The sequence below is a fragment of the Trinickia mobilis genome (assembly GCF_017315705.1).
In the GTDB taxonomy this organism is placed as follows: Bacteria; Pseudomonadota; Gammaproteobacteria; order Burkholderiales; family Burkholderiaceae; genus Trinickia_A; species Trinickia_A mobilis.
In genome coordinates this window covers 189,712-215,324 of sequence record NZ_JAFLRF010000007.1, presented here as the reverse complement: position 1 = coordinate 215,324, position 25,613 = coordinate 189,712, and the positions used below count along the sequence as shown (strand labels likewise).

Below are 25,613 nucleotides of genomic sequence, written 5' to 3'. Positions count from 1 at the left end.
CCTTCCCGCTCCCTTCCGCTCCCTGCCTTGTCTTGGCGCCGCATGGCCTGCGGCGCCGGCCCTTTGCTTCCTTGCTTGTCTTAGCAGAAACCCCAGCCTTCGAGGCCCATCCTTGCGCGCTTCGCAATAACGGTCCAGCATAGGCGCTCCCGCTCACATCAAAAAACGGCTCGTCCCGAGCCCATAAGCAAAAGGAGACTTGCATGAATCACCGCATTCGTCGCCGCGTGCTGACCGCCGCCGTCGTCCTTGCCGCCGCCGCGGCGATGCCGTTTTCCGCCTTTGCTCAGGCGCCGAAGAAGCCGAAGGTCGCCCTCGTGATGAAGTCGCTCGCCAACGAGTTCTTCCTGACCATGGAAACCGGCGCGAAGGACTATCAGAAGCACAACGCCAGCCAGTTCGACCTGATCACGAACGGCATCAAGGACGAGACCGATACCGCCAGCCAGATCCGCATCGTCGAGCAGATGATCGTGTCGAAGGTCGATGCGATCGTGCTCGCGCCCGCCGATTCGAAGGCGCTCGTGCCGGTCGTGAAGAAGGCGGTCGATGCCGGCATCATCGTGGTCAACATCGACAACCGGCTCGATCCGGACGTGCTGAAGTCGAAGGACCTGAACGTGCCGTTCGTCGGGCCGGACAACCGCAAGGGCGCGGAGAAGGTCGGCGACTACCTCGCGCAGAAGCTCAAGGCGGGCGACGAGGTCGGCATTCTCGAGGGCGTTTCGACGACCACCAACGCGCAGCAGCGCACCGCGGGCTTCAAGGATGCGATGCAAAAGGTCGGCGCGAAGATCGATTCGGTGCAGTCCGGCGAGTGGGAAATCGACAAGGGCAATGCCGTGGCCTCCGCGATGTTGAACGAGTACCCGAATCTGAAGGCGCTCCTGTGCGGCAACGACAACATGGCGATCGGCGCCGTGTCGGCCGTGCGCGCGGCGGGCAAGCAGGGCAAGGTGTACGTGGTCGGCTACGACGACATCGACGCAATCAAGCCGATGCTCAAGGACGGGCGCGTGCTCGCAACGGCCAATCAGTACGCGGCGAAGCAGGCCGTGTTCGGCATCGACACCGCGTTGAAGGCGATCGCCGGGCACAATAAGCAATCGGAGCTGTCGGGTGTCGTCGAGACGCCGGTCGATCTGGTCACCAAGTGACGCCGGCCGCCGGCGGGTGTCGCGACGCGGAGCGCCTGACGGTTTGGCGGAACGGCTTAAGGCGGTCCATGCCCGGCCGGCCCGCTAATTCAACGAACGCTCAAGAAAGACGCGGCATTGCCGTTATCTTCAAGATAGCCCTCATGGCGATCGCCGATTCGCGATGGATTCGACCCACGACGAAATGACCGCAGTGCTGTCCGTGACCGGCATCGGCAAGACCTACGCGGAGCCGGTACTGACCGACGTCGCGCTCGAACTCTTCGCGGGCGAGGTGCTGGCGCTGACCGGCGAGAACGGTGCGGGCAAAAGCACGTTGTCGAAGATCATCGGCGGTCTGATCGAGCCGACCACGGGCGGTATGCGGCTGGCGGGCGAGCCGTATGCGCCGGCGAGCCGCACCGTCGCCGAAACGCTCGGCGTGCGGATGGTGATGCAGGAGCTGAATCTGCTGCCGACGCTCTCGGTCGCCGAGAACCTGTTCCTGAACCATCTGCCGCGCCTCGGCCCGAAGACGCTCGGCTGGATCGACAGGCGGCGCCTGCGCGCGGACGCGCGCGTCGCGATGGCGCAGGTCGGGCTCGATGCGATCGATCCGGATACGCTCGTCGGCGAGCTCGGCATCGGCCACCAGCAGATGGTGGAGATCGCGCGCAACCTGATCGGCGACACGCGCGTGCTGATCCTCGACGAGCCCACCGCGATGCTGACCGCGCGCGAAGTCGACCTGCTGTTCGAGCAGATCGGGCGGCTCAAGGATCGCGGCGTCGCGCTCGTCTACATCTCGCATCGGCTGGAGGAGCTCGCACGGATCGCGGATCGCGCCGCCGTGCTGCGCGACGGACGGCTCGTCCATGCGGACCGGATGGCGAATGTGACGAGCGATCGCATCGTCACGCTGATGGTGGGACGCGAAATCGGCGAGCGGATCGATCTCGGCGAACGCAAGATCGGCGCGCCGCTCCTGAAAGTCGATAAGCTCGGTCGCGGCCAGGCGGTGCGCGACGTCTCGTTCGAGGTGCGCGAGGGCGAGATCTTCGGCGTGAGCGGGTTGATCGGCGCGGGGCGCACGGAACTGATGCGCTTGATTTACGGCGCCGACCTCGCCGATCGCGGGACGGTGTCGGTCGGCCGGCCGCTCGCGGCCGTGCACATCGGCTCGCCGTCGGATGCGGTGAAGCACGGCATCGCGCTCATCACGGAGGATCGCAAGGGCGAAGGGTTGCTGCTGCCGCAGCCGATCGCGGCGAACGTCTCGCTCGGCAATCTGCGGGGCGTCGCCAGGCGCGGCATCGTCGATGCACGCCGCGAAACCGCGCTCGCGCAAACCCAGATCGATACACTCCGCGTGCGCGCGGCGGGGCCGGCGCAGCCGGTCGGCGAGCTGTCGGGCGGCAACCAGCAGAAAGTCGTGATCGGCCGCTGGCTCGCGCGCGCCACCACGGTCCTTCTCTTTGACGAGCCGACGCGCGGCATCGACGTCGGCGCGAAGTTCGACATCTACGGCCTCATGGGCACGCTCGCCCGCGAGGGCCGCGCGCTCGTCGTCGTCTCGAGCGACTTGCGCGAACTGATGCTGATCTGCGACCGGATCGGCGTGATGTCGGCAGGAAGGATGACGGGCATTTTCACGCGGGACAACTGGACGCAAGACGAGCTGCTGGCCGCCGCATTCGCGGGCTACAGCGGGCGCGACGCGCTGTTGCGCCCCCACGACACGCATCAGGCAGGGAGTCTGTCATGACCGACCAACCGGCGCCGAAGCCTGGCGCAAGCGGTGGTGCAAGCGCAGCGAGCGCGGCTGCCGAAAGCGGCGGCGCCGAGCGCACCGCGCCGGCCGGTACGCGGCTCGGCTTCTCGAACTATCTCGGGCTCGCGGGCGCACTCGCGGCGATGATCGCGCTCTTCTCGGTGCTGAGCTCGCACTTCCTGACCTACGACACCTTCAGCACGATCGCCAACCAGATTCCCGACCTCGTCGTGATGTCGGTCGGCATGACCTTCGTGCTGATCATCGCGGGGATCGATCTGTCGGTGGGCTCGGTGCTCGCGCTCGGCGCCTCGGTGGTCAGCGTCGCCGCGCTGCAATGGAGCTGGGGGCCGTTTCCGTCGGCGCTGCTCGGTCTCGCGGCTGCCGCGCTCACGGGCACGGTGACGGGCGCGGTGACGGTGGGCTGGCGGATTCCGTCGTTCATCGTGTCGCTCGGCGTGCTGGAAGCGGCACGCGGGCTCGCCTATCAGATGACCAACTCGCGCACCGCGTATATCGGCGACGCGTTCGACTTCCTCTCCAACCCGATCGCGCTCGGCATCTCGCCGGCGTTCCTGATCGCGGTGGCCGTGATGATCGCGGCGCAACTCGTTTTGACGCGCACGGTGTTCGGCCGCTATCTGGTCGGCATCGGCACCAACGAGGAGGCGGTGCGCCTCGCGGGCGTCAATCCGCGTCCCTACAAGGTCGTGGTGTTCGCGCTGATGGGTGCGCTGTCGGGCTTGGCCGCCTTGTTCCAGATCTCGCGGCTCGAAGCCGCCGATCCGAACGCCGGTGCCGGCGCCGAGCTGCAGGTGATCGCGGCCGTGGTGATCGGCGGCACGAGCCTGATGGGCGGGCGCGGCTCCGTCATCAGCACGTTCTTTGGCGTGCTGATCATCTCGGTGCTGGCTGCGGGGCTCGCGCAGATCGGCGCGAACGAGCCGACCAAGCGGATCATCACCGGCGCGGTGATCGTGGTGGCCGTCGTGCTCGACACGTACCGAAGCCGCCGCAAGCGCGCGTGACGTAACCCACATTGGACAGGATCGGCATCGGGCATCATCGGACGGTTCAGCCTTTCAAAAAAATTGCCGTTATAGCGGAATGGCAATACGGGGCGTTCCGTCGCGGCCGCGAAAGAAGCAGTCATCAGGCGGCGCCGCGGCGCAAGCTGAGCGTAATGAGGCAGGTGTAGAAGGTGAATGGCGGCCGGTAAGGGCCAGGGCTCGCCTGCCGGCAATAAAAACAAGCGAGAGAGAAACGGGTTATGGCGACGATCAAGGATGTAGCGGCCGTGGCTGGCGTATCGTTCACCACGGTGTCGCATGTGGTGAACAATTCGCGTCCGGTGTCGGCCGACCTGCGCGCGAAAGTCGAGCGGGCGATCGACCAGCTCAACTACGTGCCGTCGGCGGTCGCGCGGTCGCTGAAGGCGCGCGCGACGGCCACGATCGGCCTCGTCGTGCCGAACAGCACGAATCCTTACTTCGCCGAGCTTGCGCGGGGCATCGAGGATGGTTGCGCGCGCAAGGGTTATTGCGTGTTCTTCTGCAATTCCGACGACGACCCCGCCAAGCAGCGCAACTACTTGCGCGTGCTGCAGGAAAAGCGCATCGACGGGCTGATCGTCGCGTCTGCGGGCGACGACGCCGTGCTCGCGGAGAGCCTCGCCGATGGGCACGAACCGCTCGTGATCGTCGATCGCAACATCGAAGGGCTCGCCGCCGATCTCGTGCAGATCGACCACGAAAAGGGCGCTTATCTCGCCACGAGGCACCTGCTCGAACTCGGACACGCGAAAATCGGCTGCATCACGGGACCGGTTTCAACCGCCGTGAGCGCGATGCGCGTGCACGGCTTCATTCGCGCGATGGCCGAGCGCGGCATCGAGATCGCGCCGAGCGCGATCGTCGAAAGCGATTTTTCCGGCGCGGGCGGCCATCTCGCGGCGAGTCAACTGTTCGATACCATGCGCCCGAGCGCAATCTTCGCGTGCAACGACATGATGGGCATCGGCGCGCTGCGTGCGGCCGCCGAACGCGGCATACGCGTGCCGCGGGACTGCTCGATCATCGGTTTCGACGACATCGAGTTCAGCGCTTACACGTATCCGGCGCTGTCGACCGTCGGGCAGTCGGTGCGCGCGCTCGGCGAAACGGCGGCGCAGACGCTGATCGAGCGCATCACGGGCGCCGCCGCCGGACCGACGCGCCGTCGCGTCGTGTCGCCGCGCCTTGTCCTGCGCGAATCGACTGCTGTCTATGCGGAGCCTGGACACATCGCGCTTTGCGCTTAGCCCGGTTCGCAAAGCGGAGTTTGTAAAAATTACAGACCCCTGCCGAGCGCATTTCCCATACGGTAAAAAGTGCTTCAAGTCCTCAGCGTCGGCGCCGTTAACGACGCTAGAGCGCTGCGTCTGATCGCGCCTATTCAAGCTATTCGGTGCGCGCGGGCCGCAGCGACGACGGCCGGCGGCTCCGACGACTCGGAGACGTTTTAAGCGCTCCGGGCGGCAGCCAGGGCGCTGGGTCAGGGGCGTAGCCGTCTCACGTCCCCGTTAGAATGCGCGCAGCGCCATCGTGCCGATGCGCCAACCGATCTGCCCCGGGATGCCTGCCTATGATGCTGTTGCGCACCGAAGCCCGCCGCACCCCCTCCCGCATGGCTGCGATCGCGCGGATCGCCGGCATTGGCGCGGCGGCGATTCTTCTGATCGTTATCCTCTGCGCGGCGGGAGTCTGGTTTTTCCTGCGCGCGAGTCTCCCCGAACTTGACGGCACCCGCATCGAAGCGGGCCTTTCCGCCCCCGTCACGATCTCGCGCGACGCGCAGGGCACCGTGACGATCCGCGGCGCGACACGCGCCGACGTCGCGTTCGCCACCGGTTTCGCGCAGGCGCAGGACCGCTTCTTCCAGATGGACGTGCTGCGCCGCGTCGCAGCAGGGGAACTCGCTGCGCTGGTCGGCGCCGACGCGCTCGCGATCGACGAGCAAAATCGCCTGAATCGCTTTCGCGCGCGAGCCGAAAGAGCGGTCGCGGCGCTGCCCGCGGACGAGCGCGCGGTGCTCGGCCGCTATACGGACGGCGTCAACGCCGGCCTCGCGGCATTGCGCGCGCGGCCGTTCGAATACGCGGTGCTGCGCGTCGAGCCGCAACCGTGGCGGCCTGCCGACACGCTGCTCGTGGTCTACGCGATGTACCTCGACCTCCAGGCGGGCGAAGTGCCGCGCATCCTCGCGCGCGCCGCGCTCCGCGATGCGGTGCCGCCCGAGTTGTTCGCGTTTCTGACGCCTTCCGGCAGCCGTTGGGACGCGCCGCTCGACGGCCGGCCGACCGTCGCAGGACCGCCCGTCATTCCAACGACCCGTCCGGACTGGCTCGACGATCCGTTGCCTGCGGCAACGACCGCGCACGCCGACGCCTTCGTGCCCCCTGCGGCAGCGATAGGCAGCAACAACTGGGCCGTCGATGCCGCGCACGGCGTGGGCGGACGCGCGCTCGTCGCGAACGACATGCATCTCGGTCTGCGCCTGCCGAACATCTGGTACCGGCTGACGCTGTATTTCCCCGACGATTCGGGCCACGCCCGGCGCCTTTCCGGCGTGAACCTGCCCGGCACGCCGCTCGTCGTGGCGGGCAGCAACGGCGACGTGGCGTGGGGTTTCACGAACAGCTACGGACATTTCATCGACTTGGTGGGACTCGAGCGCGATCCAGCCGATCCGTTGCGCTATCGCGGGCCAAGCGGCGCTTGGGAACGGGCAGAAGAGCATGTCGAGACGATTGCCGTCAAAGGCTCGGCCGCCGTGCAACTGCCGGTGCGCGAGACGCGCTGGGGGCCGATGCTGGAAGCGGACGGAGGCAAGGGGGGCGAGGGTGGCGGAGGCTATGGCCCCAGCGCGCGCACCTACGCCGTGCACTGGGCCGCGTATCTGCCCGGCGCGGTCAACGTGAATCTGATCCGCATGGAGCAGGCGCGCGACGTCACGCAGGCGCTTGCAGCCGGACAGATGAGCGGCATCCCGACGCAGAATCTCGTCGTCGCCGATCGCAGCGGCCATATCGCCTGGACGCTCGCGGGCCCCTTGCCCGATGCGAGGCTCGACTCGCAAGGGTTGCCGGTTCCGGCCAGCGCCGCTTCGGCGGCGTTGAAGTTCGAGCGCTTGCCTGCCGCGAGCTATCCGCGCGTGATCGATCCGCCGCAAGGCCGTCTGTGGACCGCAAACAATATGCAACTCGGCAACGCGGAGGAACAGCGCAAGATCGGCGACAGCGGCGCCGACATGGGCGCGCGCGCCACGCAGATCCGCGATGACCTGTTCGCCCGCGAACGCTTCGACGAGCGCGATCTGCTCGCCATTCAGCTCGACGACCGCGCGCTGTGGGTGCGGTACTGGCGCGACCTTGCGCTCGATACGCTCGATGAAGAGGCGCTGCGCGATCATCCGCAGCGTGCCGCGTTCAAGCGCATCGTGAGCGCCTGGAACGGGCGCGCGGATAGCGATGCGGCCGGCTACACGCTCGTCCGCGATTTCTATCAATCGTTCTACGACGCGTGGTTCGGCCCGCTCGATGCGCGCATGCAGCAGCGCTGGCCGCAACCATCGTCGGCGAAGGGCGCCATGCCATGGCTTTCGGCGCCGACGACCAGCCGCGCATCGTCGCGTCTCGAGCCGCTGATGGAAGCGCTCGCGCAGCAGCATGCGTGGGTGCCTTCGCGCGATGCGAACTGGCGCGCGTTCGTGCTCGATCGCATCGACGCGGCGATCGCCCGCAACCTGCGCCGTCGCGCCACGCTCGACGACGCCCGCTGGGGCGAGCGCAATCGCCTCGCGCTCTATCACCCGTTCGCGCGGCTGTTGCCGCCGCCGCTGCGCGGATGGCTGGGCGCGCCGGCCGACCCGATGCCGGGCGACATCGACATGCCACGCGTCCAGCACCCGTCGTTCGGCGCATCCGAGCGCTTCGCGGTGTCGCCCGGTCATGAAGAAGACGGCATTCTGGAGATGCCGGGCGGCGCATCGGGACATCCGCTGTCGCCGTTTTTTTTGGCGGGTCACATTGCGTGGGTACGCGGCCACCCGAGCGCGTTCTTGCCCGGACCGGATATCCATCGGCTTACGCTGACGCCGCTTCGATGAGCGCGCAATCAAACTGAAGGTTTGCTCGAAGGTGACTTAGGGCAACCGGAACGGATCGAGAAAAAGAGGTGTCGATCGACGCGGCAGCGCCGGAAAACGACGCTCGCGCATGCACCATCTCAGCATCGCGACGATACTCACGAAAAAACTGTAACCAATCGACACACCGTGTAATCGGAAACCGGGTGTCGTGCGTATAAGGTAGGAACGGGAAGGCGAGGAGACCCGCTGCGCTGCAAGTCGGACGATAGCCGCGCTGGACGAGCACTGCGAAGACGCGCAGAAAGCGCCGCAAAAAGCGCACATCGGCAGCGTGGGAGATATGTGGGATGACAGACGAGCAGTACGCGAGAGGCGCAATGAAGGTACGCTGGCGTACAGGCGAATTTCTTGCGCTGCGTCACCGTCTAACGCACGAGAAGTTTTGTCGCCGGCAACAGCGGGAGCCGCTGCGGGATTGAGGATTCGGGAACAAGATTGTAGGTGACCGATTCTGCGTTTCCAAGATGGGAATGACGCGAAGCGCTTTTCACCACGTTGTCCGTGAAAAAAAATTTAAAAGGGTTTAGGATGAATTCGAGCGATGTCGTTTCCGATTTTGCGCGCCGCGCGCGGCATCGATCGCAGACTTCGGCATGGAGGTAGCATGGATATCTACAGCAGCTTCGCGAACCGCTTCGAGAAAACACGAGAAGAGGAGTTCTCGCTCGAAGAGTATCTCGCGCTCTGCAAAGACAATCCCGCCGCGTACGCTACAGCTGGCGAACGCATGCTGACGGCAATCGGCGAACCCGAACAGATCGACACTCGCAACGACCCGCGCTTATCGAGGATCTTCGCGAACAAAGTCATCAAGGTATACCCCGCGTTCCGTGAGTTCTACGGAATGGAAGAGGTGATCGAGCAGGTCGTCGCCTACTTCCGGCATGCGGCTCAAGGGCTTGAAGAAAAGAAGCAGATTCTCTATCTGCTGGGGCCTGTCGGGGGCGGGAAGTCGTCAATCGCGGAGCGTCTCAAGCAATTGATGGAGCGCGTACCGTTCTACTCGATCAAGGGTTCGCCCGTGAACGAGTCGCCACTCGGGCTCTTCGACTATGACGAAGACGGCCCGATCCTGGAAGAGCAATACGGTATACCGCGCCGCTATTTGAAGAACATCCTGAGCCCGTGGGCCGTGAAGCGTCTTCACGAATACAACGGCGACATCCGCAAGTTTCGCGTCGTGCGCCGCTATCCTTCGATCCTCCGGCAGATCGGCATCGCGAAGACGGAGCCGGGCGACGAGAACAATCAAGACATCTCGTCGCTTGTCGGCAAGGTCGATATCCGCAAGCTCGAACAGTACGCCCAGGACGACGCCGACGCCTACAGCTATTCCGGCGGCCTGTGCCTCGCGAACCAGGGCTTGCTCGAGTTCGTCGAGATGTTCAAGGCGCCGATCAAGGTGCTGCACCCGTTGCTGACGGCAACCCAGGAAGGCAACTTCAAGGGCACGGAAGGCTTCGGCGCGATCCCGTTTGAAGGCATCATCCTCGCGCACTCGAACGAATCCGAATGGAAGGCGTTCAGGAACAACCGCAACAACGAAGCGCTGCTCGACCGGATCTTCGTCGTGAAGGTGCCGTATTGCCTGCGCTCGTCGGAAGAGATCAAGATCTACGAGAAGCTCATTCGCAACTCGTCGCTCGGGCAATCGGTCTGCGCGCCAGGCACGCTGAAGATGATCGCGCAGTTCTCGGTGCTCACGCGCTTGCAGGAGCCGGAGAACTCGAGCCTCTTCTCGAAGATGCAGGTGTACGACGGCGAAAACCTCAAGGACACCGATCCGAAAGCAAAGTCGTATCAGGAGTACCGCGATTTCGCGGGCGTCGACGAAGGCATGACGGGCGTGTCGACACGCTTTGCGTTCAAGATCCTGTCGCGCGTGTTCAACTTCGATTCGACAGAAGTCGCGGCGAACCCGGTGCACCTGATGTACGTGCTCGAACAGCAGATCGAACGTGAGCAGTTCCCACCGGAGACGGAACAGAAGTTCCTGTCCTTTGTGAAGGACGTCCTCGCCTCGCGCTATGCGGAGTTCATCGGCAAGGAGATTCAGACCGCGTATCTGGAGTCGTATTCCGAGTATGGGCAGAACATCTTCGATCGCTACGTGACGTATGCGGACTTCTGGATACAGGATCAGGAATTCCGCGATCACGACACGGGCGAGAGCTTCGATCGCGCTGCGTTGAACGCGGAGCTCGAAAAGATCGAGAAGCCTGCCGGCATCAGCAACCCGAAGGACTTCCGCAACGAGATCGTCAATTTCGTGTTGCGGGCGCGGGCGGCCAATGGCGGCAAGAATCCGGCCTGGATCAGCTACGAGAAGCTGCGTGTCGTGATCGAAAAGAAGATGTTCTCGAATACGGAGGAACTGTTGCCTGTCATTTCGTTCAATGCGAAAGGATCGGCGGAGGAACAGCGCAAGCACGAAGACTTCGTCAACCGAATGGTCACCAAGGGCTATACGCCGAAGCAGGTCCGGCTCTTGTGCGACTGGTATCTGCGCGTTCGGAAGTCGTCATGAGCCGAAGCGTGCCTGGCTCGCGCGGGGCGTCCGCGCGAGCCCCTTGCGAGGCGTGAGCCGCGCGGGCCTATGACCTAGTCCCGCGCCGTCACTCGCGCCTCGCGCTCGAGAACTCCAAGCGGGAGACCGGCTGTGCTTCACCAAATCATCGACCGCAGGCTGGCAGGCAAGAACAAGAGCATTGCAAACCGCGAGCGCTTCTTGCGCCGCGTGAAAAACTATATTCGCCGCGCCGTTTCCGACGCGGTGCGTGATCGCAGCATCAAAGATATCCAGAACACCCAGAGCATCACGATTCCGCGTAAGGACATCGCGGAGCCGTCGTTCCGGCATGGCCCCGGCGGCAAGCGCGAAATGGTGCATCCGGGCAACTCCGACTATATCCGCGGCGACAAGATTCCCAGGCCGCAGGGCGGCAGCGGAGGCGGCGGCAGTCAGGCGAGCAACGAGGGCGAGGGGCAGGACGATTTCGTGTTCGAGCTCTCGCGCGAAGAGTTCATGCAGTACTTCTTCGACGACCTGGAGTTGCCGCGTCTCGTCAAAACCCATTTGCTTGCCGTGCCGACGTGGAAGAGCATCCGCGCCGGCTGGGCTGCCGAAGGCACGCCGAACAACATCGATGTCGTCCGGTCGCTGCGCAGCGCATTGGGCCGGCGCATCGCGCTCGGTGCGCCGCTCGTCAACGATCTTCGCGAACTCGAGCAGCAGCTCGAAGAACTGACGAACGACCCGGGCGATCGCCGGGAAGAAATCAAACTGCTCGAAGAAGAGATCCATCATTTGCGCGGGCGCATCTGGCGCATCCCGTTCATCGATCCCTTCGACCTGCGTTATGTCAACCGCGTGAAGCAGCCGCAGCCGTCGAGTCAAGCGGTGATGTTCTGCCTGATGGACGTGTCCGGCTCGATGGACGAGCAGCGCAAGGACCTCTCCAAGCGCTTCTTCATCCTGCTGTACTTATTCCTGAAACGTAACTACGAAAAGATCGAAGTGGTGTTCATCCGTCACCACACGCGCGCGGAGGAAGTCGACGAAGACACCTTCTTCCATTCGACCGAAAGCGGCGGCACGGTGGTATCGAGCGCGCTCGAACTGATGCGCAAGGTGATGGAGGAGCGCTATTCGCCGACTGAATGGAATATTTACGGAGCCCAGGCGTCCGACGGCGACAACTGGACCGACGACTCGCCCAAGTGCCGTAAGATCCTGCAAGATGACATCCTGACGAAGACGCGGTATTTTGCGTATATTCAAGTGGCGCCGGAGGAGCAGAACCTGTGGCTTGAATATGCGCAGCTTGCGGTGAGTCAGCAGCACCTCGCGATGAAGAAAGTCGAGACGGCGGCTGACATTTACCCTGTGTTCAGAGAGTTGTTCGAAAAGCAGGTGGCCGCATGAGCACGAAGCACCTGCATAACGAGGCGCGCGGCTATCAGCCGGAGCGCCGACGAAAAGGGACGCATGCGCATCATCCACAAGCGCAGCGCGAGCCCGGCACCCGCACCGACACGCGAGGGCACACCGAAGCGCCCGAACTGGGGCAAAGGGAAGTCCGTATGAACGTTGCCGACCGACGGCCTCTGCCGTGCCCGTCCGACTGGACCTTTGAGCTGATCGAGGAGTACGACACGCACATCGCTCATGTTGCAGAGCAATATGAGCTCGATGTGTATCCGATCCAGCTCGAAGTCATCAGCGCCGAACAAATGATGGATGCGTACGCGTCCGTCGGCATGCCGGTCAACTACCGGCACTGGTCGTTCGGCAAGCATTTTCTTGCCACCGAGAAGAGCTATCGGCGGGGCCAGATGGGGCTTGCGTACGAAATCGTCATCAACTCGAACCCCTGCATCGCGTATCTGATGGAAGAGAATACGATGACGATGCAGGCCCTCGTGATCGCGCACGCGGCCTACGGGCACAACTCGTTCTTCAAGGGCAACTATTTGTTCCGCTTGTGGACGGATGCGCACGCGATCATCGACTATCTGGTCTACGGCAAGAACTACATCGCCGAATGCGAGGAGCGCTACGGCCTCGATCGCGTCGAAGAGCTGCTCGATTCCTGCCACGCGCTGATGAACTACGGCGTGGACCGCTACAAGCGGCCGCAGAAGCTGTCGCTTGCGAAGGAGTCGGCACTTCGCCGCGAACGCGAGGCTTATCTGCAGTCGCAGGTCAACGAATTGTGGCGCACGCTGCCGATCAAGAAGCAACTGGAAGCCGAAGAAGAGGAGGGGCGATACCCGCCCGAGCCGCAGGAAAACCTGCTGTATTTCGCCGAAAAGAACGCGCCGCTGCTCGAGCCGTGGGAGCGCGAAGTGATCCGCATCGTTCGCAAGATCGGCCAGTACTTCTATCCGCAGCGGCAGACGCAGGTGATGAACGAAGGCTGGGCGACGTTCTGGCATTACACGCTGCTCAACACGCTCTACCAGCAAGGCTTGCTCGAAGACGGCTTCATGATGGAATTCCTCCATTCGCATAGCAACGTCATCTATCAGCCGCCCGTCACGAAGCCGTATTACAGCGGGATCAATCCGTACGCGCTCGGCTTTTCGATGATGAGCGACATCCGCCGGATTTGCGAATCGCCGACCGAAGAAGACCGCAAATGGTTTCCGGAAATGGCCGGCACGCCGTGGCTCGAAGCGCTGCACTACGCGATGCGCAACTTCAAGGACGAGAGCTTCATCGCGCAGTACTTGTCGCCGCACTTGATACGCGACATGCGCCTCTTCTCGGTGCTCGACGACGACATGCGCGATGCGCTCGAAGTCTCCGCAATTCACGACGAGAGCGGCTATCAGTACGTGCGGCAGGCGCTGTCCCGCCAGTACGACATGCATCATCGCGAGCCGAACATTCAGGTATGGTCCGTGAATACGCGCGGCGATCGCAGCCTGACGCTGCGGCATTTCATGAGCGACAACCGTCATTTGGCAAGCGATAGCGAGGAAGTCCTCAAGCACATGGCGCGCCTGTGGCAGTTCGACGTGTATCTGGAAAGCGTCGACGAGAACGGCACCGTGAGGAAGCGCTACGACTGCCGCTATGCGGCGCCTGCGCTTCGGCTCTGACGTCGCGCTGAAGCCCTCAAAAATCCGATGTTCGATCTAGCCAGCCTTCGGGCTGGCTTTTTTTCGCTCGCACTTTCGCGCGCGGCTTCCGGCGCTTGCTATCGCATGCTCCTTCTGACGATTTGCAAACACAAAAGCTTTCGTTTGTTTAAAATTTTCAGCCTTTCAGAAATCAGCCTTTTTTCCGAGCGGGAACCCGACCACGCAACTGCTCAACACGGCAGTTTAGATGAGCAAGCGCCTTGCTTGACCGTCATGACTTGCGTGCCCGGGCACGGGCGAGAAGTTCACGGACTTCGTCGTCGCTCGTCTCGCCGAAGTCTTCGTAGTATTGGCCGACGCTGTAGAAATTCGGCGGATTGGCGACGCAGACAAACGCATCGACGATGCCGCTGAAATCCGCTTGCGCGCCGAGCGGCGCCACCGGCAGGCCGATGATCACGCGCGCGGGCTGCTGTTTGCGCAATGCGCGCACGGCGGCTTGCATCGAGGAGCCGGTCGCCATGCCGTCGTCGACGACGATCGCGACGCGTCCCTCGACGATGGCCGGTGCGTTCTCGCCGCGATAGAGCGTCGCGCGGCGCGCCAGTTCGATTTGCTCCTCCGCGTGCACCGCCTCGAACTGTGCCTGCGTGACGCGTGCGATGTGCATCGTGCCGTGGTCGACGTACAAGGCGCCTCCCGCCGCGATCGCGCCCATTGCGAGTTCGCGCTCGCCGGGCACGCCGAGCTTGCGCACGGGGAGCACGTCGAGTTCGGCATCGAGCGCCGTTGCGACCTCGAAGCCGACCGGCACTCCCCCGCGCGGCAGCGCGAGAACGACCGCATCTTGGCTGACCCCCTCGTTTCGCAATTGGGCCGCAAGAATACGGCCCGCTTCGGATCGATCCCTGAACAATGCGTACATGATGCGCCCCGCGGTCTAAGGCTCGTGTCTCTATGGTAGACGCCGTGCGCGAAAGCGTCCGGCGTCGCGCGCGGCCACCCAAGGGGCGTGTCCGGACACGCGACGCGCGCTATGCCTCTGGACGATCTCGCGCGATCACGAACACGAGCGCCCCCATGAAAAACGACGCGAGCACGCCGAGTGCCAGCACGAGTGCGGCGCTGAGCGCGTCGCCGGAGCCCAGGTAGCGGTCGTCCGTCGTATAGATGAGCGTGAGCGGCTCGCCGCCGAAGCGCAGCGTCTCCGTCCGGCTGAAGAGCGTATGGGTGGGGGCGTTGTCTACGGCATCGGATGTCGCGTACAGAAGGTTCGCGGGCGAACCCGCGTACATCTGCAGATCGATGTTCCTTTCGTGGACCTCCAGGCTGCCGAGCAGCCACCCGGCGTCGAGATGCGCGACGACAAAGCCGGCGACATCGGCCCGCCGCGCTTCCTTCGTCGCGGCAAGGTGGGCGCTTCGGTACACCGGCAGATACAGTTCGAAGCGCGGGCGATTCGAATCAGTGCGGGTGTCGAACGCGACCGGACGTGCGATGAGCGCGGGCTGGCCGGTATCGGCCGCGCGCAGCAATGCGCCGCGGCGTGACGGGTCGCGGCCGAGATCGTAGGCGAGCGGCGCGGCGTCGGAGCGCTGCGGATACATGAGCGTGACGGGCACCAGCGCGCTGGCCGATGCGCTGCTGTCGGCGGCAACTTTTGCGTCCGGCGCGCTGTCTGCCTTGATGTCGCCCGCAAGGCCCACCACGCCGTCCGTTGCGGCCGTCGCATAGCCCAGCGCGCGCAGGGCGGGCTGCTTTTCGTCGAGATCGAGGCGTGATACATACCGGCGCCAGGCGTCGGGGGAAACAGGAGCCGCAGACGAAGCGGAAAGTGCCGGCAAGGCCGGCTGCGTCACGGCGATGAGACCGCTCGCACCGCGCAGGATCTCCTCGCATGCGCCCAGCTTGTTGCGCAACTCGACAGTGGTCTGCGCGGCACGCCATTCGAAGCGCGCGAGCGCGGCGCGCTGCAGTTGGTCGTGCACGATCCGCCACGCGCCGATCACGGCGGCGAGCGCGACGATAAAGGTGATAACGGCTGCGAACGCGGGACGCCGAACGAGCGTGGCTGATCGCTCGGGCGGCGGATTCGGCATGTCGTGACCCGAGGTTTTTTCGTAGACGGTCATGCGGTGTGGTGGCAAGTGAGGTCCTAAGCGCCTCGGCGGCTCTGACAGCGGCACGGCGGCAAAGACGGATTTATTCTGTTCCTGTGCTTCGGCAGCGAGCTCGTCCGAGGGGAAATTGTGCGCGTTTTGCGGCTTGGCTGCCAGGGAGCCTCCGGCCGGCGCGCCGGCGTCCATCGCCGGCCGATCCGCTTGTCAGAGCGCGTCGTGAAAGATCACACCGATGGTGTGCCGCCGGCCCGAACGCAGACGGCTCACGCCGTGCCGCAACGCGACGCGGTAGACGCCGCGCGAGCCCTGAACCGGACGATGGTTGACCGCGAAAATCACCGCATCGCCACGGGCAAGCGGCACGACCTCGACGCGCGACTGCATGCGCGGACGCTGTTCGGTCAGCACGAATTCGCCGCCGGTGAAGTCGCTGCCCGGCTGCGACAACAGAATCGCGACTTGCAGCGGGAACACGGACTCGCCGTACAGGTCTTGATGGAGACAGTTGTAGTCCCCCTCGCCGTATTGGAGGATCAGCGGAGTGGGGCGCTGCTGCCCCGCTGCATGACAGAGCCGGATGAACGCTTCGTGCGTGGCCGGATAGCGCGTCGCAACGCGCATAGCTTCGTTCCAGCGGTTCGCTACCGGCGCGAGATGCGGGTAGATCGTCGAGCGCAGCGCAGCGACGAGTTCCGGCAACGGATAAGCGAAATATTTGTACTCGCCGCGGCCGAAGCCGTGGCGTTCCATGACGACGCGGCTGCGATAGATATCGTCGCGCGGGTAGAGCGCCGTCAGCGCGTCGCATTCCGCGGCCGTCAGCAAGGCGGGCAGCGTCGCGCAACCATACTGGCCCAGATCGTCTTCGACGCGGGGCCAATCTAGCGAGTCCACGCGCTGGGCGATCGCGATCGACGACGCGGCGGGAAGGAGGGCGAAAGCGGAAGGCGCGTCGACGCGCCCGCTCGCGCGCAGGCGCGAACTTGAGCTGAGTGGCGTGTTCATGCGAGGGGCCGGTGCGTTGTCCAGGAGCACAGTCTACGGACGCAGCGACGGCCTCGCACTCCGACTCTTGCGGTCAAATTCCCGGCGCCCGAATGTCGCGCACTCTCGCTTCAAGCGGGTGTCACGCCTTGTAGCCGATTTTGCGCAGCAGTTCCTTGCGCCATTGAACGTCTTCGTCGTTTTCGATCCCAAGCGGCGGGAACCCATCGACCACGCCGAGGATGGCTCGGCCCTGTCCCGTCTCGGCGATGACGACTTCGGTCGGGTTGGCCGTCGCACAGAAGATGCGGCAGACCTCGGGCACGGACTTGATCGCGTTGAGAATGTTGACCGGGAAATAGCCGTCGCCGAGCACGACGATGAAGCTGTGGCCGGCGCCTATCGACATCGCGTTCTTGCACGCCAGTTCGGTCAAGCCGGCGTCGGTGCCGGAGCGGCGCACGAGGCGCTTGCCGGATGCTTCGCAAAACGCCAGGCCGAATTTGATGCCGGGCACTGTGCCGACTACGGCCTCGTGAATGTCTTCGACCGACTTGATGAAGTGCGATTGTCCCAGGATGAAGTTGGTGGTTTCCGGCTTCGAGATGGATACGGTGAGCAGTTGATGCATGTTGGACCTCGCTCCTTAACGTACACATACGGACACATGTCCACGCGGGAGGGCGCAAAACGTCGGACACATCAAGCGTAGTACGAAGCGGAGGCGAGCGAAAGCGACCGGCACAGAAATATGCGGGCGGGGGCGGGTCGGCACACCGGGAAACCGATGTTTTCCCGGAATGGAAGCCAGCGTCTTGAAGAACATGGACACCCGATATTCAAGTGTGCGTCCAGGCTTCGAAAGCCGAGACGGGCTGCCATTCGCATGGGTTGTTTTGCATCTTGTCAGCCGTTTCAGCTACCGAAGTAAATCGTGCAGTAGCTCGCCGGTCCCACGCAGCTCGAACCGCCCCTCTGCGTCGCTGTCTTGCCTGCGACGCCCGCCGCGCTCGAGCCGGACATTTCCGGGCCGACGCTGCTTTCGCGCTGCTGCGCGCGGGCCGCTTGTTGCGCGAAGATCGGATTGATGTCGGGATACGACGTGTCGGTAACCAAACGCGAGCCGTTGTTTTCCGCTTGAATCAATTCCTGACGGACTTCGGCGCGGGTCTTTTCCTGAGCGGACGCGCTGGTGGCGACGCCGGCCGAGGCAAGGAAGACCATTGAAAAGGCGACAACGAGGCGCTTGTTCATTTCGAACTCCTAAGTTGATATCAGTTAAATCTCACTTGCTACATCTGGGTGAACACAGCGTGAGTCGGCTTTATTCCCGGTTGCTGATTTTTTGTTCTCGTCGCGGACTGGGCTGATCAGCCGTAGCGGTCACGTGAGGTCCCTAAAGTGGCGGACCTGCTTGGGTAAACCACGGAACCCCGCGTTTTCTTCCCGTAATCGATTCAAAATCACCGCGCGAAGGCGCGCGAGGCTTGCCGCAAACGCGCTTCGCGCCGGCAAATAGGGTCAGCGATTATTTCGTCTCGGGTGAGATGGCGGATCAGCTCGCGGAACGGGCGGACGCCGCGAGCGGTTTGCCCCGAGTAAGCGTGCCGGGCTCAGTCGGCGGGGCGTTTATCTGTCAGAGCGCGCCGGCAATCCTCGAGTACCTGCTGGACCAACCGTGCCTCGAAATTCAGGTCGTCGGTATCCAGGATTTCTTCGACCGCTTCGCGAGCCCAGTCGGCATCGACGAACCTGGCGTGCGACCGGGCGATATCGATCGCAAGGGCGGACAGCTTGGCGATGCTGAGCCAGTCCGCGTCGCGCATATGGCGGTCCAGCCACTTGTGCGCTGCCTGCACGTGAAAAGAGGCCTGCGGCCATTCCTCGTTCAGGTAATACGCCCCGAGGCTGCCGCACGTCAGCCAGCAAAGCAGTTCGACACGGTCGTTTGGACTTAGGTGTTGGCGTACATCACTCATGGCGACGCTCGCGAATGTAACTTGCGTTCGGGGTGCCGTTAGGCGAACCCGTGGTCCTTCGCTTTGACAATAACACGCCTTTAGCAAGCACAGGAGGGTCTCCCGCACAGACTCGGGTTCGCACGGGTGGACCCTCTAAAACGCGGGCTGGCGTCATTTGCCGGGGAATGCGGTCGCGTCGCGAGCGGCGGACATCGTTTGCGTGTGGTCGCCGGGCACCGGGGCGGTTGTCTGGACCTCGTGTTCGAGGTATTTTAAATTTAACATAAGATAAATTATCGACATTTTTTGTGTTACAGCTTTTTAGTAATGTCTGGTTTTGGCTCATTAGAAATGTCCGATTCCCGAGCTGGCGGTTCGCTGCGCGATTGCAAGAGCCGCTCATGCGCCCAGCCCCGGACCTCAGTGACCGAGACCGCTCCTGGCGATCTGCTGTTCCACGAACTGCGCGAACAGCGTGTGCAAACGGGTCGTCGGATGAAGGTCGTCGGCGAACATGTACGTCTGATCGGCATTGGCCGTCACGTAGGTAGTCGGCGAGCAAAACAATGACGTGTCATCAGGTGTTTTCGCGGGGTCGCAGGCTTGGCCGGTGTTGGACACGGCGAAACCATTGGCCTGAAAATTCGCGATGATCTGATTCACCCAAGTGTAAGAATCGATCTGGATGACCTTGCCTTGCAGGCCATTGGCCTGCAAGGAAGCGTTCAAGCTGTCGTTGAACATTTGCGATACCTGGGTCAGCGTTGCCCCGCCGTCGGGCGAGGCGATACCTTTGGGCGATAACCCGATATTCGGAACATTGACCACGACGACATGCGTGGCGCCGCTCTGGACGATTTGTCCGATAACTTGAGCCAGAGTCGTTGCCGCCGTCTGCACGGTCTGCGCCGCGGCCGGCAGCGCCCCCGCGCGAAGCACGTCGTTCGAGCCAGCCCAGACCAGCACCAGTTGATTTGAATTGAAGCTCCCGTGAGCGGCCAAATAGCTCGAAACTTGCTGATTGACGGGCATTTCGACGTTGCCGATCACGTCGGTTAGAAAGTCGTACAGATTTGCCGGCGTCGCGACCGTGGAGCCGCCCTCCGCATAGCCAAGACCGCTTTGCGCACTCAATTTATGGGTGATGTCGATCGTAAACGCCGCGCTTAGCGTATCGCCGTAGTATTGCGCGACATTCTGAGTCCACACTTGTCCTGGATTGGTCGTGAAACGCCCCCCGCCTACCGCGCTCGCGATCGGCGCATAGGTCCCCACGTCCGACAAGCTGTCACCGAACGAGACGATTTGCAGATTGACGCCGCCCGCCGGGGTGGCCGCGCCGCTGCCGCTGCCACTGCTTGTCCCGCTCCCATGCCCGCCGCATGCGGTAAGCAGTGCAACCAGCACGGCAGAAATTGCAGCACGTACCTTATCATTCAATGCGCGCATCTCGCCTCCCCCGCTGGTCGACCGGACAGCCACGCTCAAGTGGCCGGCCTATCTCCCGCTTGCATAACGTTCTTTGCAGCAAACACCTACGTTAAGCAAAAAGGATGCGCTATCGTCCTGATTCACCATTTCAGCGAGCATTGAAGCGGCAAGTGGCCCCCGTGATCGAAGACGCGGCCCGTCATTCGCAAAGCTGATGCGATAGCCGCTCCTCCGGATTCAGATGACGCTGCGTGGCCGCATCGGGCGATCCGAAGAGATCGCATCCGCCGCGCTATCGCGCCGCGGGTACCCCGTATCGCGGGGCCGGCTCGCTACGCGACAGGTTCGGTCCGAGCGCCGCGCGAGCCGACTCGAACGCGTTCCAATCGGCCGCATCGGGCAGCGACGGAACCGTCGCGAGCTCGCCCTGATCGAGCCCGGCGAGCGCCGCATCGACGAGATCTTCGGCGCTCATCACGATGCTTTCGGGCAGATTCTCGACCGGCTGACCCGCGATGCCCCAAAACTCCGTGCGCGTCGCGCCCGGCAGCACAGCCTGGATGCGCACGCCTTTGTCCGCGAGTTCATGGCGCAGGGACTGGCTGAAGGCGAGCACGAACGCCTTGGTGCCGCCATAGACGCCATTCAGGAGCTCCGGCGCCACCGCGACAATCGACGCAATATTGACGATCGTCCCGCTGCCGCGCTCGACGAACTTCGGTGCGATCGCATACGTGAGCCGCGTGAGCGCCGTGACGTTCAACTCGATCATCGCTTCCATCTTGTCCGGATCGGACACCAAGAGCGGGCCCGCTCCGCCGAAGCCCGCGTTGTTCACCAGCATCGTAATGCTCGAATCGGTGCGCAGGATGTCTTCGACGCGACGCACGTCCGCCTTGTGGCCGAGATCGGCTGCGACGACTTCGATGGAACGGCCGCTCGCCGTCGTCAGACGATTTGCCAGTTGATCGAGCCGCTCGCGGTTGCGCGCGACGAGGATCAAGTCATAGCCGCGCCGGGCGAGCCGGTCCGCGTAGACGGCGCCGATGCCGGAAGACGCGCCCGTAATCAGCGCGGTACCTTTGTGTTGGGGGTTGCTCATGATGATTCTCCGTTTTCCTGTTGAGGCGCCGACCCGATGTCGGTCTGCACAGGACGGAGAATAGGAGGATGCGCGGCTGTCTCCAATGTCCAATATCCAACTTTTTCAGACAACCCTGCCCTCCGCGCTCCATATTTCCGGCAATACGCGCGTCTGCGTTCGCACGGTGTGTTTGAGCAATTCGCCCTTTTCCGCGTCGATTTGCTGCCAGCCGTGCAAGGTTAGCGTCGAGCGGGGCGCTAGGTGGGAGTGAGATCGGCGAAAAGGCACGCGCTCTGGCCCGCGATTCGAACGCTCACCTCACAAGAAACCCATACGTGAGCGGGTCGCGCTCGTCGACGATCCAGTTCGCGAAACCGCACACGTAGGCGCTGCCCTCCACTTCCGGAATCACCGCCTTGATGCCGCCCACGGTCGTTTCGCGCAGCACGCGTCCCTTGAAGATCGTCCCGACGATCGATTCGTTGACGAGCGTGTCGTCCTTCGACATCCGGCCTCGCAAATAAAGCTGCGCGACGCGGCCGCCGGTCCCCGAGCCGGTCGGCGACCGATCGACTTCGCGATCGGCGAACACGCAGCAGTTCGCCTGCGTCGATCCCGCGTGACGCGGTTCGTTCGCGATGATCGTGCCGTAGATATGGTTGATCTCGGGGATCTCCGGATGCACGACCGGGAACGCGTGGTTGGCCGCGTCCTTGACCTCCGCGCCGAACCGGATGAGGCGCTCGACGTCGGACTCGCGCACTTCGAGCCCATGCGGGGCGCCATCGGCATAGAAGTAAAACGCGCCGCCGTAGGCAATGTCGCCCGTGACCTTGCCGAACGACGGCGTGTCGACCGACACGTCCTGCTTCCAGATAAACGACGGCACGTTGACGAAGCGCACCGGCCCCGCATGGTCGCCGTCCCACCTGACGAACGCTTCGATAAAGCCGCACGGCGCGTCGATGCCGACCCGCGTCTCGGGGCTCGTGCGCGTCACCCAACCCAATTCGACGGCGGCAGTGGCAAGTGCAATGACGCCATGCCCGCAATGGTCGCTATAGCCTTCGTTGTGAACGAAGATCACGCCGAAGTCGGCGGTTTCGCTGACCGGCTCGGTCAGGTAGCCGCCATACATATCGGCGTGGCCGCGCGGTTCGAACATCAGCGCGCGGCGGATCTCGTCGGCGTTTTGCTTGAGCCACGCGCGGCGTTTGACGATCGTGTCGCCTTGCATGCGCGGCAGGCCGCTCGTCACGATCCGGAACGCTTCGCCGCCTGTGTGGACTTCTACCGTCGAAATGGATCGGGTGATTTTCATGAGTGAATTTCGGTAGTTTGGCGCTTGAACGCTGTTGCTGATCCGCCGTTACTGACCATACGGCACGGGCAAGCCATTCTTGATGACGTAGACGGTCGTAGGCGCGCCCTTCAGGTCGCCATACTCGTCGAACGAGTACGTGCCCGCGACGCCCGTGTAGTCCTCCTTCGCGAGCTGGGCGGTCAGCTTGGCCTTGTCGGTCGTCGTGCCCGCCTTGACCATCGCGTCGGCGAGCATCTTCACGCCGTCGTAGTAGTTGACGGCATAGACCTGCGTGTCGGTGTGGTACGTGTCCTTGTAGCGCTTGAGGAAGTCGCGGCCTGCCGCGGTCTTGTCGAGCGACACGCCGCCTTGCGCGCAGTAGACGATCGACGCCGCCGCGCCTGCCACATGGCCCATGTCGGCCGAGCAGATGCCGTCGCCGCCGAGCAGCTTGGCGCGCAAGCCGCGCTCGACCATCTGCTTGGCCATCGGCGCGCCCTGCGCCGCATAGCCGCCGAAGAAAATCACGTCCGGGTTCTTCGACTTGATGTTGGTCAGGATGCCGAGGAAATCGGTGGCCTGCGAGTTCGTGTACTCGCGATCGACGATCCGGATGCCGTGCGCCTTCGCGACCGACTCAAACTCGTCGGCCACGCCCTGCCCGTACGCGGTGCGATCGTCGACGATCGCGGCGGTCTTCGCTTTCAGGGTGCTCGCGGCGAACGTCGCCATGGTTCCGCCTAATTGCACGTCACTTGCGCCGATCCGGAAAATGTTCTTGAAGCCTTGCTTGGTCAAGGTCGGGTTCGACGCGACCGGCAGCATCGGCACGCCGGCCCCGCTGTAGACGCGCGACGCGGGAATCGCCACGCCGGAGTTGTACGGGCCCATCACGGCGACCACGCCGCTGTCCACGAGCTTTTGCGCAACCTGCACGCCGGCTTTCGGGTCCGCTTGATCGTCTTCGGAATCGAGTTTGAACGTCACCTTCTTGCCCGCGACCGTTACGCCTGCTTTGTTGAGGTCTTCGATCGCGAGGCGTGCGCCGTTCTCGTTGTCCTTGCCGTTCACGGCCTGAGGGCCGGTGAGCGGCGCCGAATGGCCGATCGTCACGACCTCTTGTGCGTGGGCGGTTTCGATCATGCCGGCGGCCGACACGGCGGCCAAAGCAGTGGCAAGGTAGCGGCGCATACTGTCTCCCGATTGTGTTTGGAAGAAGCAATGTAGTGGCAGACCGGCCGTAACGCAACGGAAGGAAAGTGCCGCTCCCGGACGCGCGACATGGCGCGGTGCGCAACCGTATGACGATCGGCAGCGGGCCAATTCGTCAAAATGCGGTAATACGTAGGCAAAAGCTGCGTTCGAGCGCCCTATTCGTCGAACAAATGCGCGTGGCGAAGCGCCAATGCATCGAATCGAACGGAAAACCCGGCTCTTTTCAACGCACCAGGGTTTTCCCGACAGGCCCACACTCGATAACTAGACAAGTCATTACGAGGAGCTCATGCGCGCGGCCTTGCAAGGGTTTGAGCGGGACGAACCGAAGCCCCGGGCGCTGTTTCTGATCCCGGTGCTGACATGGCTCGTCCTGTGCGTCATGTGGGGCACCATCCTCTTGCGCCTCGAAATCGAAAAGGCCGCGGTGTTGCGCGACACGCGCCTCGCCGCGCGCACGCTCGCCGATTCGTTGCGCACGCACACGTTGAAAACGATTCACGACGTCGATGAGATCGCGTTGCTCGTCAAGTACGGCTACGAGAAAGCGCACGACGCGTCGCGGACCTTCGACTTGCATAGCTACGAGACGCATGGCCTCATCAGCTCGGACACCGCATTGCAGGTCACGCTCGTCGGTCCCAATGGGCACGTCACGATGTCGACGAGCCGCGTGACCGGCGATGTCGATTTGAGCGACCGCGAGCACTTTCGCGTGCACCGGTTCAATCCGGATGTCGGGCTCTTCATCAGCCGGCCGGTGATCGGGCGCATCTCGAAGCACTGGTCGGTGCAGGCGACGCGGCGCTTGAACCACCCGGACGGCAGCTTCGACGGCGTCGTCGTCGTATCCGAAGACCCGGCCTATCTCACCGACGGTTTCTATAACCGCACCGCGCTGGGCGAGCACGGCATGATCGCGGTGCTGTCGCGTCATGGCTTCATGCTCTCGCGCCGCGCGGCAGACGCACACAGCACGGCGGGGCAATCGCTGCCTGCGGGCTACGACGCCTTGCTGCACGAGCGCGATGCGACGCTCGCCGACCCGCTCGATCATGTCGAGCGGATCGTCGCCGGCAGTGCGATCGACCGGTATGGGCTCTTGGCTGTCGCGGGTCTCTCGGTCGACGATGCGCTCGACGACTACTACCGCATGCGGCGCGTCTACGTGACGATGGCGATCGTCATCTCGGTGATGCTGGTCGGCTTTGCTGCGTGGATCATGTCGCTGATCCGCAAGCTGCTCGCGGGCCGCGAAGCATTGCAGCGGCTCTCGCGCGTCGACCGGCTCACGGGCCTCCTCAATCGCGGCAGGATCTCGGATTTGCTGGAGCAAGCGGTTGCCGCACCTGACGCAGCGGGACATGTCGCGGTGATCTTCGTCGACCTCGACAACTTGAAGCAACTCAACGATACGCACGGGCATCAGGCGGGGGATGCCGTGCTCGCCGCGCTCGCCGAGTGTCTGCGCTTCGCGGCCGGCGAGTGCGGACGGATCGGGCGCGTCGGCGGCGACGAGTTCCTGGTGCTGGTGCAAACGACCGAGCCGAATGCGGGCGACGCGGCGGCGCTGATCGTCCGCCAACTCGACAGCGCGTTGGGCGAGCCCGTCCTGCTGCACGAAGAGCCGTATCGGATGACGGCAAGTTGCGGCGTCGCGGTGCTCGAACCGAACGAGACGGCCGACGATCTGGTCCGCAAGGCCGACGCTGCGATGTATGAGGCCAAGGAATGCGGCCGCATCAAGGCGAGCCCGGTGTGGCGCGCGCGCGCACGCGCCGGCAACGGCCAAGCGTCGGACCGGGACGCATTCGACTTACGCGCCTAGCGAA

General features: G+C 63.6%; 19 protein-coding genes. 9 read left to right on the top strand and 10 right to left on the bottom strand.

The features are described from left to right. The first annotated feature begins 203 nt into the window (after nucleotides 1–203). The 8 genes from J3489_RS12625 to J3489_RS12590 all read left to right on the top strand — a co-directional run bounded on the left by J3489_RS12625 (nucleotide 204) and on the right by J3489_RS12590 (nucleotide 13,701). Complete coding sequence (locus J3489_RS12625) at nucleotides 204–1,157, top strand: sugar ABC transporter substrate-binding protein (protein WP_206998401.1); 954 nt, start codon at nucleotides 204–206, stop codon at nucleotides 1,155–1,157. A gap of 163 nt (nucleotides 1,158–1,320) precedes the next feature. Next, the gene (locus tag J3489_RS12620; protein WP_206998399.1) at nucleotides 1,321–2,901 is read left to right on the top strand and encodes a sugar ABC transporter ATP-binding protein; all 1,581 of its coding nucleotides are present in this window, start codon (nucleotides 1,321–1,323) and stop codon (nucleotides 2,899–2,901) included. Then, complete coding sequence (locus J3489_RS12615; RefSeq protein WP_206998397.1) at nucleotides 2,898–3,935, top strand: ABC transporter permease; 1,038 nt, start codon at nucleotides 2,898–2,900, stop codon at nucleotides 3,933–3,935. The genes J3489_RS12620 and J3489_RS12615 overlap by 4 nt, the downstream gene beginning before the upstream one ends. A 242-nt stretch (nucleotides 3,936–4,177) precedes the next feature. Then, nucleotides 4,178–5,206 (top strand): LacI family DNA-binding transcriptional regulator, encoded by a 1,029-nt coding sequence (locus tag J3489_RS12610; protein ID WP_206998395.1) that lies wholly within the window; start codon nucleotides 4,178–4,180, stop codon nucleotides 5,204–5,206. A gap of 323 nt (nucleotides 5,207–5,529) precedes the next feature. Further along, nucleotides 5,530–8,052 carry a penicillin acylase family protein gene (locus J3489_RS12605; RefSeq protein ID WP_242539971.1) on the top strand — a complete coding sequence of 841 codons (2,523 nt, stop codon included), beginning with the start codon at nucleotides 5,530–5,532 and terminating at the stop codon, nucleotides 8,050–8,052. A 646-nt stretch (nucleotides 8,053–8,698) separates the two neighbouring features. Beyond that, nucleotides 8,699–10,621 (top strand): PrkA family serine protein kinase, encoded by a 1,923-nt coding sequence (locus tag J3489_RS12600; RefSeq protein ID WP_206998393.1) that lies wholly within the window; start codon nucleotides 8,699–8,701, stop codon nucleotides 10,619–10,621. A gap of 132 nt (nucleotides 10,622–10,753) precedes the next feature. Beyond that, entirely contained in the window at nucleotides 10,754–12,019 is a 1,266-nt protein-coding gene (locus J3489_RS12595) for a YeaH/YhbH family protein (protein WP_206998391.1), read from the top strand. After that, on the top strand, nucleotides 12,016–13,701 hold the full coding sequence (locus J3489_RS12590; protein ID WP_206998389.1) for a SpoVR family protein: 1,686 nt from the start codon (nucleotides 12,016–12,018) through the stop codon (nucleotides 13,699–13,701). The genes J3489_RS12595 and J3489_RS12590 overlap by 4 nt, the downstream gene beginning before the upstream one ends. A gap of 253 nt (nucleotides 13,702–13,954) precedes the next feature. Here J3489_RS12590 and J3489_RS12585 read toward each other — a convergent pair whose 3' ends face one another. From J3489_RS12585 to J3489_RS12540, 10 genes are all read right to left on the bottom strand, one after another. Continuing rightward, entirely contained in the window at nucleotides 13,955–14,608 is a 654-nt protein-coding gene (locus J3489_RS12585) for a phosphoribosyltransferase (protein ID WP_206998387.1), read from the bottom strand. 109 nt (nucleotides 14,609–14,717) lie between these two features. Beyond that, on the bottom strand, nucleotides 14,718–15,815 hold the full coding sequence (locus J3489_RS12580) for a CHASE domain-containing protein (protein WP_206998385.1): 1,098 nt from the start codon (nucleotides 15,813–15,815) through the stop codon (nucleotides 14,718–14,720). A 192-nt stretch (nucleotides 15,816–16,007) separates the two neighbouring features. Next, nucleotides 16,008–16,808, bottom strand: coding sequence for a 2OG-Fe(II) oxygenase (locus tag J3489_RS12575; protein ID WP_206998383.1), 801 nt, complete (start codon nucleotides 16,806–16,808; stop codon nucleotides 16,008–16,010). A 121-nt stretch (nucleotides 16,809–16,929) separates the two neighbouring features. Further along, nucleotides 16,930–17,418, bottom strand: a complete 489-nt coding sequence (locus tag J3489_RS12570; RefSeq protein ID WP_206998381.1) for an adenosine-specific kinase — start codon at nucleotides 17,416–17,418, stop codon at nucleotides 16,930–16,932. A gap of 284 nt (nucleotides 17,419–17,702) precedes the next feature. Continuing rightward, on the bottom strand, nucleotides 17,703–18,041 hold the full coding sequence (locus J3489_RS12565; RefSeq protein ID WP_206998379.1) for a DUF4148 domain-containing protein: 339 nt from the start codon (nucleotides 18,039–18,041) through the stop codon (nucleotides 17,703–17,705). A gap of 359 nt (nucleotides 18,042–18,400) precedes the next feature. Then, nucleotides 18,401–18,766 carry a hypothetical protein gene (locus tag J3489_RS12560; protein WP_206998377.1) on the bottom strand — a complete coding sequence of 122 codons (366 nt, stop codon included), beginning with the start codon at nucleotides 18,764–18,766 and terminating at the stop codon, nucleotides 18,401–18,403. 402 nt (nucleotides 18,767–19,168) lie between these two features. After that, nucleotides 19,169–20,197, bottom strand: coding sequence for an SGNH/GDSL hydrolase family protein (locus J3489_RS12555; protein WP_206998522.1), 1,029 nt, complete (start codon nucleotides 20,195–20,197; stop codon nucleotides 19,169–19,171). A 274-nt stretch (nucleotides 20,198–20,471) separates the two neighbouring features. After that, nucleotides 20,472–21,281 (bottom strand): SDR family NAD(P)-dependent oxidoreductase, encoded by an 810-nt coding sequence (locus tag J3489_RS12550; protein ID WP_206998375.1) that lies wholly within the window; start codon nucleotides 21,279–21,281, stop codon nucleotides 20,472–20,474. A 295-nt stretch (nucleotides 21,282–21,576) separates the two neighbouring features. Continuing rightward, nucleotides 21,577–22,584 carry a trans-3-hydroxy-L-proline dehydratase gene (lhpH, locus tag J3489_RS12545; protein ID WP_206998373.1) on the bottom strand — a complete coding sequence of 336 codons (1,008 nt, stop codon included), beginning with the start codon at nucleotides 22,582–22,584 and terminating at the stop codon, nucleotides 21,577–21,579. A gap of 48 nt (nucleotides 22,585–22,632) precedes the next feature. Next, nucleotides 22,633–23,757 (bottom strand): branched-chain amino acid ABC transporter substrate-binding protein, encoded by a 1,125-nt coding sequence (locus J3489_RS12540; RefSeq protein ID WP_206998371.1) that lies wholly within the window; start codon nucleotides 23,755–23,757, stop codon nucleotides 22,633–22,635. Nucleotides 23,758–24,070: 313 nt separating this feature from the next. Here J3489_RS12540 and J3489_RS12535 point away from each other — a divergent pair, with 313 nt between their 5' ends. Next, the gene (locus tag J3489_RS12535; protein WP_206998369.1) at nucleotides 24,071–25,609 is read left to right on the top strand and encodes a sensor domain-containing diguanylate cyclase; all 1,539 of its coding nucleotides are present in this window, start codon (nucleotides 24,071–24,073) and stop codon (nucleotides 25,607–25,609) included. The last annotated feature ends 4 nt before the right edge of the window (nucleotides 25,610–25,613 follow it).

Excerpts from the sequence above, each read along its gene's own strand:
- J3489_RS12585 (WP_206998387.1), bottom strand. The coding sequence starts at position 14,608 with ATGTACGCATTGTTCAGGGATCGATCCGAAGCGGGCCGTATTCTTGCG.
- J3489_RS12605 (WP_242539971.1), top strand. The coding sequence starts at position 5,530 with ATGATGCTGTTGCGCACCGAAGCCCGCCGCACCCCCTCCCGCATGGCT.
- J3489_RS12560 (WP_206998377.1), bottom strand. The coding sequence starts at position 18,766 with ATGAGTGATGTACGCCAACACCTAAGTCCAAACGACCGTGTCGAACTG.
- J3489_RS12620 (WP_206998399.1), top strand. The coding sequence starts at position 1,321 with ATGGATTCGACCCACGACGAAATGACCGCAGTGCTGTCCGTGACCGGC.
- J3489_RS12615 (WP_206998397.1), top strand. The coding sequence starts at position 2,898 with ATGACCGACCAACCGGCGCCGAAGCCTGGCGCAAGCGGTGGTGCAAGC.
- J3489_RS12600 (WP_206998393.1), top strand. The coding sequence starts at position 8,699 with ATGGATATCTACAGCAGCTTCGCGAACCGCTTCGAGAAAACACGAGAA.
- J3489_RS12540 (WP_206998371.1), bottom strand. The coding sequence starts at position 23,757 with ATGCGCCGCTACCTTGCCACTGCTTTGGCCGCCGTGTCGGCCGCCGGC.
- J3489_RS12555 (WP_206998522.1), bottom strand. The coding sequence starts at position 20,197 with ATGCGCGCATTGAATGATAAGGTACGTGCTGCAATTTCTGCCGTGCTG.
- J3489_RS12575 (WP_206998383.1), bottom strand. The coding sequence starts at position 16,808 with ATGAACACGCCACTCAGCTCAAGTTCGCGCCTGCGCGCGAGCGGGCGC.
- J3489_RS12625 (WP_206998401.1), top strand. The coding sequence starts at position 204 with ATGAATCACCGCATTCGTCGCCGCGTGCTGACCGCCGCCGTCGTCCTT.
- J3489_RS12570 (WP_206998381.1), bottom strand. The coding sequence starts at position 17,418 with ATGCATCAACTGCTCACCGTATCCATCTCGAAGCCGGAAACCACCAAC.
- J3489_RS12610 (WP_206998395.1), top strand. The coding sequence starts at position 4,178 with ATGGCGACGATCAAGGATGTAGCGGCCGTGGCTGGCGTATCGTTCACC.
- lhpH (WP_206998373.1), bottom strand. The coding sequence starts at position 22,584 with ATGAAAATCACCCGATCCATTTCGACGGTAGAAGTCCACACAGGCGGC.
- J3489_RS12565 (WP_206998379.1), bottom strand. The coding sequence starts at position 18,041 with ATGAACAAGCGCCTCGTTGTCGCCTTTTCAATGGTCTTCCTTGCCTCG.
- J3489_RS12590 (WP_206998389.1), top strand. The coding sequence starts at position 12,016 with ATGAGCACGAAGCACCTGCATAACGAGGCGCGCGGCTATCAGCCGGAG.
- J3489_RS12550 (WP_206998375.1), bottom strand. The coding sequence starts at position 21,281 with ATGAGCAACCCCCAACACAAAGGTACCGCGCTGATTACGGGCGCGTCT.
- J3489_RS12580 (WP_206998385.1), bottom strand. The coding sequence starts at position 15,815 with ATGACCGTCTACGAAAAAACCTCGGGTCACGACATGCCGAATCCGCCG.
- J3489_RS12535 (WP_206998369.1), top strand. The coding sequence starts at position 24,071 with ATGCGCGCGGCCTTGCAAGGGTTTGAGCGGGACGAACCGAAGCCCCGG.